Source organism: Nitratidesulfovibrio sp., from assembly GCF_040373385.1.
GTDB lineage: Bacteria > Desulfobacterota > Desulfovibrionia > Desulfovibrionales > Desulfovibrionaceae > Cupidesulfovibrio.
Genome location: NZ_JBDXXH010000004.1, coordinates 250,811 through 264,084, shown reverse-complemented (window position 1 = coordinate 264,084; position 13,274 = coordinate 250,811). Strand labels below are relative to the sequence as shown.

Below are 13,274 nucleotides of genomic sequence, written 5' to 3'. Positions count from 1 at the left end.
AGGACAAGCTGCACGCGCTACGAATGAAACGGGTTTCGCGCCCTGTTCAGGCTCTGCGTCATTACCTGCAACTGAAAATCCAACGGAGCCCCCCCGTGAACATGGAGACAACCACCGCCCCGCAGGCTTCCCAACCTGTCGTCACGTCCGAACAGGCTCCAGCCAAAATCGGCTTGAGGCTTCTCGTCGCCCTTGTCGTCGGGGCGCTCATCGGCAGCGGTATTTTCGGCCTGCCCCAGAACATGGCTGCGGGGGCCGGGGCGGGGGCCATTCTCATTGGCTGGGGCATTACCGGCATGGGCATGCTGGCCCTGGCCCTGGTCTACCAGATGATCGCCCTGCGCATGCCCCACCTGGACAACGGCGTATACGCCTATGCCCGGGCCTCGGCGGGCGAGTATGTGGGCTTCAACTCTGCCTGGGGATACTGGGTCAGCGCCTGGGTCGGCAATGTGGGCTATCTTGTCGCGGCGTTTTCGGCAGTTGGCTATTTCTTCCCATCCTTCGGAGAGGGAAACACCGCCACCTCGGTCATGGCCGCCAGCGTTGTGCTGTGGGTAGTGCACATGCTGGTGCTCAAGGGCATCAAGGGCGCCATGGTGCTCAATGCCGTTGTCACTGCGGCAAAGCTTGTGCCGCTGCTGCTGTTCATCGTCTTCGTGGCCCTGGCCTTCAACATGGGTACGGTTACCCTGAATTTCTGGGGTGATACCAGCCTGGGAACCGTGCTCGACCAAGTAAAAAGCACCATGCTCGTCACCGTGTGGGTCTTCATCGGTGTGGAGGGGGCGAGCGTGTATTCGGCCCGCGCGAAACGGCGCGAGGATGTGGGCCGGGCCACCATCATCGGTTTCGTGATCACCCTGCTGCTGCTCATGGCGGTATCGCTATTGTCGCTTGGCGTGCTCAATCAACCGGAACTGGCAGGGCTCAAGAACCCTTCCATGGCCGGTGTGCTTGAAAAGGCCGTGGGCTGGTGGGGGGCAGTGCTTATTTATGCGGGCCTGATCGTCTCTGTGGGGGGCGGGTTTCTGGCGTGGACGCTTCTGGCGGCCGAGTCCCTGTTCACCCCCGCGTGCGATGGCGTGATGCCCAAGGCCCTGGCCAGGCTGAACACGCGGCACGTTCCGGGCAACGCCATGTGGCTCACCAGCAGCATGGTGCAGATATTCCTCTTGGTCACGCTGTTCTCGAAGGCATCCTACCTCGCGCTGATCTCCCTCTCCACGGCCATGATTCTGCTGCCATACCTGTTCAGCGCAGTTTACGGACTGATTCTGGCGTGGCGCAGGCAGGGAACTCCAGACACGCTGCGCGCCCTTGATCTGCCCGTCACCCTGTTCGCCACGCTCTACTGCGGCTGGCTGCTTTACGCCGCCGGACCAAGGTACCTGTTCCTGAGCTCGCTGCTCTATGCACCAGGAGCACTGATTTACGGTCTGGCCAAGCGGGAACAGGGCGCGCGAGTATTCCAAGGCTTTGAACTGGCGCTTTTCATCGTGCTGGTGGCGTTGGCGGTTCTTGCAATTTTCCTGCTGAGCACCGGCAGGCTGGACCTCTAGCAGCCCCGCCCCGTTCCCGTCCCTTCGTCCCACAAGGAGCCCCCCATGGATATCGGCGCATATTCCGAAGTCGGCGCGCTACGCAAGGTTCTGGTCTGCCGTCCCGGTTTGGCGCAGTCCCGGCTCACCCCGGCCAACTGCAACGCCCTTCTGTTTGATGACGTACTTTGGGTCTCCCAGGCCAGGGACGACCACCATGTTTTCACCAACAAACTGATCGAACGCGGCGTCGAGGTACTGGAACTGCACGACCTGCTGGCGGATGTCGTCGCGCAACCCAAAGGCCGCGCCTGGTTGCTGGAGCGCAAGCTTGGGGTGGACTTCATTGAGCCCGAGGCAGAGCAACAGTTGCGCCCCTGGCTTGAGACCCTGCCCCCGGAGCGCTTGGCCGAATTTCTGATAGGCGGCCTGCTGCGCGCCGAGGTGCCCTTCGAGATCATGGGCCTCTCGGCACAGTGCCTTGGCCCCGGCGAGTTTCTGCTGCCGCCGCTGCCGAACATGCTGTTCACGCGGGATTCCAGCGCCTGGATATCGGGCGGCGTTGCGCTGGGGGCCATGTTCTGGCCCGCAAGGCAGCATGAAACGCTGCTCATGGCCGCAGTCTACCGCTTTCACCCGACGTTCAGGGGCGTCGTAACCGAGTGGTGGGGCGATCCGGACCAACGCCACGGCCACGGATTGGCCTCCCTTGAAGGCGGCGATGTGATGCCCCTCGGCAAGGATCTGCTTCTGGTCGGCATGGGAGAACGCACCTCGCCCCAGGCTGTAAGTCAACTGGCCCGAAAGCTCTTTGCCCAGGGGGCCGCCAGCAGGGTCATCGCCGCCCAGTTGCCCAAATCACGCGGGGCCATGCACCTTGATACCGTCTTCACCTTTTGCTCGACGGATATCGTCACGGTGTTTCCGGAGGTTGTCGACGGCATCCGGACGTACAGCCTGCGCCCTGGCAAGACAGAAGCCACCCTTGACGTACGGCTGGAGAAGCAGCCCTTCCTGGATGTCATGGCCAAGGCCGTGGGCGAAAAGCACCTGCGCGTGGTGCAGACCGGCGGCGACAGCTACGAGGCCGAGCGCGAGCAATGGGACGACGGCAACAACGTCCTGGCGCTTTCGCCCGGCGTGGTGCTGGCTTACGACCGCAATGTGTACACCAACACCCAGTTGCGCAAGGCCGGAGTGGAGGTCATCACCTTTCCCAGCAGCGAACTGGGCCGTGGCCGTGGCGGCAGCCACTGCATGTCCTGCCCCGTCCTGCGCGACCCCGTCTGAGCCCCCCCGCCCTGCCCTGTACACACAAGGAGCACCCCATGAGCTTCAACCTCAGAAACCGCGGCCTGCTTGACCTTGAAAGTTTTGAACCGCGCGACGTCCGCTTCCTGATAGACTTGGCCGCCGAACTGAAACGCACCAAGTACGTTGGAAATGAGCAGCCAAGGCTCAAGGGAAAGAACATCGCCCTGGTGTTTGAAAAGCCTTCCACCCGCACGCGCTGCGCCTTTGAAGTGGCAGTGCACGACCAGGGTGGGCATGTAACCTACCTCGACTCGGCGGGGTCGCAGTTGGGAAAGAAGGAATCGCTGAAGGACACGGCGCGGGTGCTGGGGCGTATGTTCGATGGCATCGAATACCGGGGGTTTCACCAAAGCGTGGTCGAGGAAATCGCACGTTCCTCGCATGTGCCTGTATGGAACGGACTTACGGACGAAGCGCACCCGACCCAGGTTCTGGCCGATCTGCTCACCATGGAGGAGTTTGGCGAAATGCCGTTGCACAAGCTCTCGTTCTGCTACCTGGGCGACGCCCGCTTCAACATGGGCTGTTCGCTGCTGGTCGGCGGGGTGCAAATGGGCATGGATGTGCGCATCTGCTCGCCCAAGGCGCTGCAACCGCCAAAGGAACTTCTGGACAGGATGCAGGTGCTGGCCCTGCGCACCGGCGCACGCATCAGCATCGAGCCCAACCCCATGAGCGCGGTGAAGGACGCGGATTTTCTCTACACCGACGTATGGGTATCCATGGGCGAACCCCAGGACGTTTGGAAACAACGCATCGACGAGTTGCTTCCATATCAGGTGAATGCACAGCTGATGCAGGCAACGGGCAATGCGCGCACCAAGTTCATGCACTGCCTGCCTGCGTACCATAACCTCGAAACCGAAGTAGGCCGCATGGTGCACGAAAGCTTCGGCCCGAGCGAGCTTGAGGTGACGGATGAGGTCTTCGAGTCCGAGGCGTCCATCGTTTTCACCCAGGCCGAAAACCGCATGCACACCATCAAGGCGGTCCTGGTGGCGACCCTGGGCTGACCCGCACTCCGGCCTGCCCCTGTGATCGGCTTTTGCGCTGAACACCACCATGCACGAACCCAGGAAATCATCATGCGAATCGTTGTCGCCTTGGGGGGCAATGCACTCTTGCGGCGGGGCGAGGCCCTGAGCGCTCCGAACCAGTTCGCCAACATTCAACGGGCTGCGGCCCAGCTTGCCCTTGTGGCCGACGGCAACGAACTGGTGCTTACGCACGGCAACGGGCCGCAGGTGGGTCTGCTTGCCTTGCAATCCGCCGCGTATGCCGCCGTGGAGGCATATCCCCTTGATGTGCTTGGGGCGCAGACAGACGGCATGATCGGCTATTTGCTGGAGCAGGAGTTGAACAACCTCCTGCCCCTCAGGGTGGTCGTCACGCTGATGACCCGCGTTCTGGTCCATCTGGACGACCCGGCCTTTGCCGCGCCAAGCAAGCCCATCGGCCCGGTCTATACCGGGGCCGAGGCCAAGCGCATCGCGCAAGAGGAAGGCTGGACCATGGCGGCGGATGGAAAGGGCTTCCGCCGTGTGGTGCCGTCTCCAACCCCGCAGAGCGTGTTCGGCCTTCAGCCCATGGAATGGCTTCTGGCCCACGAGGCGCTCGTCATCGCGGCTGGGGGCGGTGGCATCCCCGTTGCGGTGGGGGCCGATGGCCACAGTCTGCACGGAGTGGAAGCCGTCATCGACAAGGACTCCTGCAGCGCTCTTCTGGCCCGCGATCTGAACGCGGAATGCCTTGTCATCGCCACGGACGTGTCCGCAGTATACATGGATTTCGGCCTGCCCACGCAGCGCCCCGTGCACAGCGCCTCGCCCGACGCCTTCCGCAACGTCAGCTTCGCCGCAGGCTCCATGGGGCCAAAGGTCGCGGCGGCCTGTGCCTTCGTCAAGGCCACCGGGCAGCGCGCGGTCATCGGCTCGCTGGACCAGATCGAGGCCATGCTGCGAGGCGAGGCAGGCACGCAGGTTCGCGCGGACGGCGCGCTCACGCCATGAGCCTGCGCCCTGGCGCCCCCTCGGCACAACGCCAGCAGCCCCGGGTCAACCTTGCACTCGGGGCTTTAACCGTCATGGCGCTCTTTGCCCTGGGGGGCTGCATGTCCATGGCGCCTTCTGACGAGCGACGGCCCATGCCAGTGGCGGCGACCTATCCGGACGCCGTGCCCCCGAGCCTGGGCCAGCCCCTTGCCGCGCAAGGCTGGCGGCACTACTTCGTCGACCCGCGCCTGCAAGCCCTCATCGCCCAGGCATTGGAGAACAACCGCGATTTGCGCATCGCCGTATCTCGCGTGGAGGAAACACGCGCCACCTATGGCATCCAGCGCGCGGAGCAGTTTCCCGGCATCAGCGCAGTGGCCGAGGGCAGCCGCACGCGTGTGCCAGCGGACCTGAGCGCCACGGGAAAGCCCATGATCTCGGACAAATTCCAGGTCGGACTGGGGCTGACCGCCTGGGAGCTTGATTTCTGGGGTCGCGTGCGCAGCCTCAAGGACGCGGCACTGGAGAACTATCTCGCCGCAAATTCCACCCGGCACGCCGTGGCCTTGAGCATGATCACGCAAGTGGCCAACAGGTACCTGGCCCTGCGCGAGCTTGATGAACGCCTTGCCCTTGCGCGGAAAACCAGTGCCAGTCGCTCGGAATCCCTGCGCATATTCCGACGGCGCGTTGAAGTCGGGTCCACATCGCGCCTGGACATGACCCAGGTGGAGGCGCTTTGGCTACAGGCCAAGGCCCTTAGCGCAGAACTGGAGCAGGCTCGGGCCGTGCAGGCAAACGCCCTCACGCTTCTGGTCGGTGCGCCGACAAGCCTCGTCCCCGTGCCCGGGTATTTCGACGATGCGGGCGTGCTGGGCGAATTGCACGCGGGCCTGCCGTCCGGTCTGCTGCTTGAACGACCGGACATCGTGGCTGCGGAGCATCAACTGAAGGCGGCCAACGCCAATATCGGCGCCGCCCGCGCGGCGTTCTTTCCGCGCATCACCCTCATTGGTTCCTACGGCACGGCAAGTGCCGAACTCGACGGGTTGTTCAAAAACGGCAGTGCAGCCTGGAGTTTTGCCCCAAGCATCACGCTGCCGCTTTTCGATGGCTGGCGCAACCGCAGCAATCTTGACCTGAGCTGGGCCCGCCGCAACACGGCGGTGGCCCAGTATGAAAAGGCCATCCAGAGCGCGTTTCGCGATGTTGCCGACGCCCTTGCAGGCCGCAAGTGGCTGGGCGAACAGGTGCAGATACTGCACGCCACGGTGGGGGTGCAGGCCGAGCGAGCGCGCCTGGCCAAGCTGCGCTACGACAACGGCGCGGCAGCCTTCCTGGAAGTGCTGGATGCCCAGCGCGACCTGCTGACCGTGCAGCAGCAGGTGGTGCAGGCGCGTCGGGCGCTGCTTTCCAGCCGCGTGAACCTCTACGCGGCGCTGGGAAGCGATACCGACGTCTCTGCCATGGTCCCCGACACAGCATATCAATCCTCTCCAAAAGAGAGAGGCGGAAGCAATGACATTCTCCCCTGAAAAGCTGCTTGCCTCTGCAAGGGCAATCCCCCTCAAGAAATTGATCCTCGTCGGGGTTGTGCTTGCCGCCGTGGCCGCCGCGCTCATTGCCTGGGCCATGCTGCACAAGACCGGCCCCGGCCCTGGTTTTGCCAACGGCAATGGGCGCATCGAAGCCACGGAGGTGGACGTGGCAACCAAGTTGGCGGGCCGCGTCGATGCCATCATGGTGGACGAGGGCGACTTTGTGCGCGCAGGCCAACCCTTGGCCAAGATGCAGGTGCAGGTACTGGATGCCCAGCGCGACGAGGCCAGCGCCAAACACCAGCAGGCGCTCACTGCCGTGGTTGCCGCCGAGGCGCTGGTGACCGTGCGCAAGAGCGACAAGGTTGCCGCCCAGGCGCTGGTGGCCCAGCGCGAAAGCGAACGGGACGTTGCCCAACTGCGTTCCACGCGTTCCGAGGCACTATCCCAGGAGGGGGCATCCTCGGTTCAGGAGCGCGACGACGACCGCGCGCGCATGCGCAGCGCCCAGGCCGCCGTCGGCGCGGCCATGGCCCAGGTCAACGCGGCCCAGGCCAACATCGCCGCCGCAGCCGCACAGGTGGTGGGCGCACGCTCGGCAGTCACCGCGGCCCAGGCCAGCATCGCCCGCGTCGATGCGGACATCACCGACAGCCTGCTCGTGTCCCCGCGCAACGGGCGCGTGCAGTATCGCGTGGCCCAGCCCGGAGAGGTGCTGGCAGGCGGCGGCAAGGTTCTCAACCTCATGGACCTGAACGATGTCTACATGACTTTCTTTCTGCCCGAGGCGGACACCGGAAAGATCGCCCTGGGCGGCGAGGTGCGCCTGGTGCTGGACGCCGCGCCCGACCATGTCATCCCGGCCACGGTATCCTTCGTGGCCGCCACGGCCCAGTTCACGCCCAAGACGGTGGAGACCGCCAGCGAACGCCAGAAGATGATGTTCCGCATCAAGGCGCAGATAGACCCCGCCCTGCTGCAGAAGCACCCCAAACTCATCAAGACCGGGCTGCCGGGCGTGGCCTGGCTCAAGCTCGACGAGCAGGCCCAGTGGCCGCCGGAACTGGCGGTCAAGGTTCCCCAATGACCGGGGACGCCGCCAGGCCCCAACTTGTGGCGCACCTGTCCGGCGTGGGCTTGCGCTTCGGCAAGACCCAGGCGCTGGACGGCATCGACCTGGACATTCCCGGTGGGTGCATGGTGGGCTTCATCGGACCCGACGGCGTGGGCAAATCGAGCCTGCTGTCGCTTTTGGCCGGTGCGCGCGCGGTGCAAAAGGGCAGCGTGGAGGTGCTTGGCGGCGACATGACTAGCACCCGCCACCGCGCCAGCGTGTGCCCGCGCATCGCCTACATGCCGCAGGGCCTGGGGCGGAACCTCTACGCCACGCTCTCCGTGGAGGAAAACCTGCAATTCTTCGGGCGGCTCTTTGGCCACAATGCCGCCGAACGCCGCCGCCGCATCGACGCGTTGACCTCCAGCACCGCCCTGAGGCCCTTCCTGGCCCGCCCGGCCGGGATGCTTTCCGGCGGCATGAAGCAAAAGCTCGGCCTGTGCTGTGCGCTCATCCACGACCCGGAACTGCTCATCCTTGATGAACCCACCACGGGCGTGGACCCGCTTTCCCGTCGGCAGTTCTGGGATCTCATAGAGCACATCCGCATCGAACGTAACGGCATGAGCGTGCTTGTGGCCACGGCCTACATGGAAGAGGCCGACCGTTTCGACTGGCTGGTGGCCATGGACGCAGGCAAGCTGCTGGCCACGGGTTCACCGGCGGAACTGCACGAGCGCACCGGGACCGACACGCTGGAAGCGGCATTCATCGCGCTGCTGCCCGAGGAGGAACGACGCGGACACAAGGCGGTGGTCGTGCCGCCGCTGGTGGCAGCCGAAAACGACGAAAGCGCCATCGAGGCCAAGGGCCTGACCATGCGCTTCGGCGACTTCGTGGCCGTGGACCATGTGGATTTTCGCATCCGGCGGGGCGAGATATTCGGCTTCCTCGGTTCCAACGGCTGCGGCAAATCGACCACCATGAAGCTGCTTACCGGACTCTTGCCCGCGAGCGAAGGCGAAGCCTGGCTCTTCGGCCAGAAGGTGGACAGCAGAAACATCGCCACCCGCCGCCGGGTGGGATACATGTCGCAGGCGTTCTCGCTCTATGGTGAACTCACGGTGCACCAGAACCTGGTGCTGCACGCGCGGCTCTTCCAGGTGCCGGAGGCGGACATCCACGCGCGGGTAGACGAAATGGCCGGGCGCTTCGGCCTCGGCGACATGCTGGGTACCCTGCCGGAAAGCATGCCCCTTGGCATCCGCCAGCGCCTGTCTTTGGCCGTGGCCATGGTCCACAAGCCGGAAATGCTCATCCTCGACGAGCCCACATCGGGTGTGGACCCCATCGCGCGCGACGTGTTCTGGCAACTGATGATCGACCTGGCGCGCAAGGACCAGGTAACGGTCTTCATCTCCACCCATTTCATGAACGAGGCCGAGCGCTGCGACCGTATCTCGCTAATGCACGCGGGAAAGGTTCTGGTCACGGACTCTCCCGCAGCCCTGATGAAAACGCGCGGCACGGCGACTCTTGAAGAGGCGTTTATCGCCTACCTGGAGGAAGCCACCGCAGCCACCGAAGCGGAAAGCCCCGCGCCCGCCCCTGCGGCAGAGGTTCCGGCAGCGGCAGCGGCAGGTGCTGCGGCAGAGGCTTCGCCCACAAATGGTCCGACAACCGGGCCTCACGCCTCGCCGCCCCCTGTCCGCCGCCGTTTCGACTATGGCCGCGCCTGGAGCTACACCCTGCGCGAGATGCTGGAACTGACGCGCGACCCGTTGCGGGCCACGCTGGCGCTTTTGGGCACGGCGTTCCTGATGTTCATCATGGGCTATGGCATCAACCTGGACGTGGAGAACCTTCCGTACGCAGTTCTTGACGGCGACCAGAGCGGCCTGAGCCGAAACTACGCGCTGAACCTTTCCGGGTCGCGCTATTTCATCGAGAAGCGGGCCATCCTGAAGCACGCCGAACTCGACCAGCGCATGCGCAGCGGCGAACTGGCACTGGCCATCGAGATACCGCACGGTTTCGGGCGCGACATAGCGCATGGCAAGACCGTACAACTCGGCGCGTGGGTCGACGGTGCCATGCCCACGCGCGCGGAGACCGTGACCGGATACGTGCAGGCCATGCACCAGATGTGGCTGGCGGACATGTCCATGCACCGGCTTGGCCGGACGCCGGGCGCTGCCAGCGGGGTTGAAGTCCGCTACCGCTACAACCCGAACGTGAAAAGCCTGCCCGCCATGGTGCCTGCGGTGATCCCCATGCTCCTGATGATGATTCCGGCCATGCTGACGGCCCTTTCGGTGGTGCGCGAGAAGGAGTTGGGCTCGATACTCAACCTGTACGTCACCCCGGTGACGCGCGCAGAGTTCCTGCTTGGCAAGCAGTTACCCTACATCGGTCTTGGGATGCTCAACTTCCTGCTGATGGCGCTGCTTGCGGTCTCGGTGTTCGGGGTGCCGGTCAAGGGCAGCTTCTTCACGCTCTTTTCGGCGGCCCTGGCCTTCGTCATCTGCTCCACCGGCTTCGGCCTTCTGGTCTCCACCTTCACCAAAAGCCAGATCGCGGCGATCTTCGTGACCATCATCGGCACGCTGATACCCTGCGTGCAGTTTTCCGGCCTGCTGAACCCCGTCACCTCGCTGGAAGGCTTGGGTGCGTTCATCGGGCGCATCTACCCGGCCACGTATTTCCTGACCATCAGCCGGGGGGTGTTCAACAAGGCGCTGGGATTCTCCGGCCTGGCTGCCACGTTCTGGCCGCTCCTGGCCGCCATGCCGGTCATCATGGGGGCGGCCGTCATGCTGCTCAAAAAGCAGGAGACCTGAACATGCGGTTCTCTTTCGCCAACATCTACCGCCTGGGCGTGAAAGAGCTGTGGAGCCTGGTACGCGACCCGATGATGCTGATGCTCATCGTCTATGTCTTCACCGTGTCGATCTATGTTGCCGCCACGGCCATGCCCGAAAGCCTGCACAACGCCCCCATCGCCATTGTGGACGAAGACGGTTCGCCGCTCTCGGCGCGCATCGTGTCGAGCTTGTATCCTCCGCGCTTCAAAACGCCCCAAATGATCTCCTTGGCCGAGGGTGACAAGGGCATGGACAACGGCGAGTACACCTTCGTGCTCGACATACCCCCGAACTTCCAGCGCGATGTGCTGGCCGGGCGCACCCCCGTGGCCCAACTCAACGTGGATGCTACGCTCATGACCCAGGCCTTTACCGGCAGCGGCTACATCCAACAGATCGTCTCCGGCGAGGTGAACGATTTCGTACGGCGGTACCGCAGCAGCCCGAACCAGCCCGTTGATCTGGTGCTGCACATGCGCTTCAACCCCAACCTTGAAAAATCCTGGTTCGGGTCGCTCATGGAGATCATCAACAACGTGACCATGCTGTCCATCATCCTGACCGGCGCGGCGCTCATCCGCGAGCGCGAGCACGGCACCATCGAACATTTGCTGGTCATGCCGGTTACGCCAGCCGAAATCATGCTGGGCAAGGTCTGGTCCATGGGGCTGGTGGTACTGTCTGGAGCCCTGGTGGCACTGGTGTTCGTGGTGCAAGGCGCGCTCAACGTACCCATCCAGGGGTCCGTCGCCTTGTTTCTGCTGGTTGCGGCGGTGCACCTGTTCGCAACCACGTCCATGGGCATCTTCATGGCTACCCTGGCGCGCAGCATGCCCCAGTTCGGCATGCTGCTCGTGCTGGTGCTGCTGCCACTACAGATGCTTTCCGGCGGGTCAACCCCGCGCGAGAGCATGCCCGAGCTTGTACGGGACGTGATGCTTGCCGCCCCCACCACACATTTCGTCGCCGCTGGCCAGGCCATACTCTACCGAGGTGCCGGACTTGACGTTGTGTGGCCGGAATTGCTCATTCTGCTGGGCATTGGCGGCGTGCTCTTCTTCGCCGCCTTGGCGCGTTTCCGCAAGACCATCAGCCAGAATGCCTGACCATGCGCCCGGTGCGTCCCCACCGCATGCCGCAGCCCAACCGGCAAGAATCGCGCACCGGTACACGGGGGATATCCGTAGCCGTGTCGCGCAACCGCCGTGCCGACCACGCGCCACCGAAATGTGGACAGATACTCAGGTGTGCGGGCAGGCTGTGATCCACTCCACAACTGTGATGCGTCATCTGTAGCGTGGGGTAGGCCAAGGCGCAGAAGCGGACAGCAGAATCGCCAAGGCGGCGGGCGGAAGGAGCCGGGATCGGGAATGCTCAGAGACGGGTGTGGTCGGCTTGGTCGTTCAGGGTAGTGCGCGCGGGGAAGGCCAACCGGCAGGCAATGACCACACCAGCAAATACCCCTCGTTGTATTTGCCTGTGTAATTTCCCGTTGCTTTTTTGCGTGAACGCACATCTGCTTCACTATTATTCCTGTACACGTGCGGCACCGCACAGACGGCATTCTGCACTGGCATGGTAACAGTTCAATCAGTCCGAACTGCGTGTTATTTCCTTTCGCGTGGTTCACTCCTCAGGGGGCGGGTTCTTCCGCCCCCCCATTCTTGTTCACCAAGGCACCGGACGACACGCCCCACTCGACCAGGGACTAAGCGCCCCCGGCCACCGTACCCCACCGGTTCCGGCATGCATTGGCCATTCTGTCCGGAAGCCCCGGCGCGTTGCAAGAGGACGGCGTTTTCCACGGCAGGGAAACCTTGCGCCTCTCCCCCGTGAATGCCCCTGCGCGAACGTTGCCGCCTGTTCAGTATTCCGTCGGCTGACGCATCCAGAAGGAACGGGATGCCGAATCGCCTTGATATGCCGCGTGTCTTGTGCCCCCACGCCCTTCTGCCAATTGCCTCCGGTTGCTACACCCGCCCGACGCTGCGCTTCAGGCGCGGGTAAACGCTGCGCAGCACGCGCGCCAGTAACGATGGCGCCATCTCGATGCACCCGTACTCCATAAGCTCGCCGCCAAAACTTTTCTTGAACCTTGCAAGGCGCGGTATATCAGAGCCCACAAAATCATACCGCTCTATTCCTTGCCTCGCAGCAATTCGTATCGCCTCCCATTGCAGGATATTGTTTGGCGAAACATTGCATCCATCCTCACGCGACGCACCACTTATGTAATACGCATCACGCTTGTCCATGACAAGCAACGCGCCAGCAATGTCGCGCCCCTCGTGGCTGGCCGCAAGCCCCACAACGCGCCCGCCGCCGAAGGTCCGCCACATGTCACTGTAAAACGCCCGTGAATTGGGCGATGCCAAGCCCTGGCGCGCGTACACGGCCTCGAGCATGTCCACATACGCATCAATGAACCCTTGCCCCGTGGCCTCCGTCACGCGGACGCCTTCTTTTTCGGCCTTGCGCACCGCCGTGCGGCAGCGCCCCTCCATGCCCTTCCACACGGCATCCAGCCCTTGCGTCAGGTCCAGAACATGCGTCGTCTTGCGGGCAATGCCCACATGCCGCCCCGTGACGCCAGAAAGGCGGGTATCGACGGTGGTGAACATCCGCAAGAAATCCATGCCGAGCGTCTTCACATACGCCACCATGGCGTTCCATGCGTCACTGGTCAGCACATCGTCTCGCATCAACGGCCCAAGATAGGGCGTATCCGTCACGACATACGGCGATGAAAAGACCCTGATCAGAACATAGTTGCGATGAAAGACGGGAAAAAGCCCGGCAACGTCCCCTGCATCGTCAATGAACATTCCCAGCTCAAGCGCTGCCGAATGGTGCCGTGCCAGCAACTCCAGCCACTGCCTGGAATGAAAAAGCGGGGTGCGCTGGTGCGCATCCAGGAAAGCATCCCATGCAACAAACCTGTCCGGGCCACATGTCTCTATATGCATACATCG

Annotated in this window: 9 protein-coding genes; 8 read left to right on the top strand and 1 reads right to left on the bottom strand. The window is 63.6% G+C overall.

Translation table 11 applies throughout. From position 1 onward, the window contains the following. Nucleotides 1-101 precede the first annotated feature (101 nt). The 8 genes from arcD to ABWO17_RS09385 all read left to right on the top strand — a co-directional run bounded on the left by arcD (nucleotide 102) and on the right by ABWO17_RS09385 (nucleotide 11,408). Nucleotides 102-1,562 carry an arginine-ornithine antiporter gene (gene arcD / locus ABWO17_RS09420; protein ID WP_353117885.1) on the top strand — a complete coding sequence of 487 codons (1,461 nt, stop codon included), beginning with the start codon at nucleotides 102-104 and terminating at the stop codon, nucleotides 1,560-1,562. A 45-nt stretch (nucleotides 1,563-1,607) separates the two neighbouring features. Further along, complete coding sequence (locus ABWO17_RS09415; protein WP_353117883.1) at nucleotides 1,608-2,831, top strand: arginine deiminase; 1,224 nt, start codon at nucleotides 1,608-1,610, stop codon at nucleotides 2,829-2,831. Between the two features lie 38 nt (nucleotides 2,832-2,869). Then, nucleotides 2,870-3,868: an ornithine carbamoyltransferase gene (gene argF, locus ABWO17_RS09410; protein WP_353117881.1), complete on the top strand. Its 999-nt coding sequence runs from the start codon at nucleotides 2,870-2,872 to the stop codon at nucleotides 3,866-3,868. A gap of 72 nt (nucleotides 3,869-3,940) precedes the next feature. Continuing rightward, nucleotides 3,941-4,864, top strand: a complete 924-nt coding sequence (arcC, locus tag ABWO17_RS09405) for a carbamate kinase (RefSeq protein WP_353117879.1) — start codon at nucleotides 3,941-3,943, stop codon at nucleotides 4,862-4,864. 74 nt (nucleotides 4,865-4,938) lie between these two features. Then, complete coding sequence (locus ABWO17_RS09400) at nucleotides 4,939-6,381, top strand: efflux transporter outer membrane subunit (RefSeq protein WP_353117877.1); 1,443 nt, start codon at nucleotides 4,939-4,941, stop codon at nucleotides 6,379-6,381. Continuing rightward, entirely contained in the window at nucleotides 6,365-7,471 is a 1,107-nt protein-coding gene (locus ABWO17_RS09395; protein WP_353117875.1) for an HlyD family secretion protein, read from the top strand. Before ABWO17_RS09400 ends, ABWO17_RS09395 begins: the two co-directional genes overlap by 17 nt. After that, entirely contained in the window at nucleotides 7,468-10,278 is a 2,811-nt protein-coding gene (rbbA, locus tag ABWO17_RS09390) for a ribosome-associated ATPase/putative transporter RbbA (protein ID WP_353117873.1), read from the top strand. The genes ABWO17_RS09395 and rbbA overlap by 4 nt, the downstream gene beginning before the upstream one ends. A 2-nt stretch (nucleotides 10,279-10,280) precedes the next feature. Further along, entirely contained in the window at nucleotides 10,281-11,408 is a 1,128-nt protein-coding gene (locus ABWO17_RS09385; RefSeq protein WP_353117871.1) for an ABC transporter permease, read from the top strand. A gap of 864 nt (nucleotides 11,409-12,272) precedes the next feature. Here ABWO17_RS09385 and ABWO17_RS09380 read toward each other — a convergent pair. Next, entirely contained in the window at nucleotides 12,273-13,268 is a 996-nt protein-coding gene (locus ABWO17_RS09380; protein ID WP_353117869.1) for a lipid II:glycine glycyltransferase FemX, read from the bottom strand. Nucleotides 13,269-13,274 lie beyond the last annotated feature (6 nt).

Coding starts and splice junctions, on each gene's coding strand:
- ABWO17_RS09385 (WP_353117871.1), top strand. CDS start 10,281: ATGCGGTTCTCTTTCGCCAACATCTACCGCCTGGGCGTGAAAGAGCTG.
- rbbA (WP_353117873.1), top strand. CDS start 7,468: ATGACCGGGGACGCCGCCAGGCCCCAACTTGTGGCGCACCTGTCCGGC.
- ABWO17_RS09415 (WP_353117883.1), top strand. CDS start 1,608: ATGGATATCGGCGCATATTCCGAAGTCGGCGCGCTACGCAAGGTTCTG.
- ABWO17_RS09380 (WP_353117869.1), bottom strand. CDS start 13,268: ATGCATATAGAGACATGTGGCCCGGACAGGTTTGTTGCATGGGATGCT.
- arcD (WP_353117885.1), top strand. CDS start 102: ATGGAGACAACCACCGCCCCGCAGGCTTCCCAACCTGTCGTCACGTCC.
- arcC (WP_353117879.1), top strand. CDS start 3,941: ATGCGAATCGTTGTCGCCTTGGGGGGCAATGCACTCTTGCGGCGGGGC.
- argF (WP_353117881.1), top strand. CDS start 2,870: ATGAGCTTCAACCTCAGAAACCGCGGCCTGCTTGACCTTGAAAGTTTT.
- ABWO17_RS09400 (WP_353117877.1), top strand. CDS start 4,939: ATGGCGCTCTTTGCCCTGGGGGGCTGCATGTCCATGGCGCCTTCTGAC.
- ABWO17_RS09395 (WP_353117875.1), top strand. CDS start 6,365: ATGACATTCTCCCCTGAAAAGCTGCTTGCCTCTGCAAGGGCAATCCCC.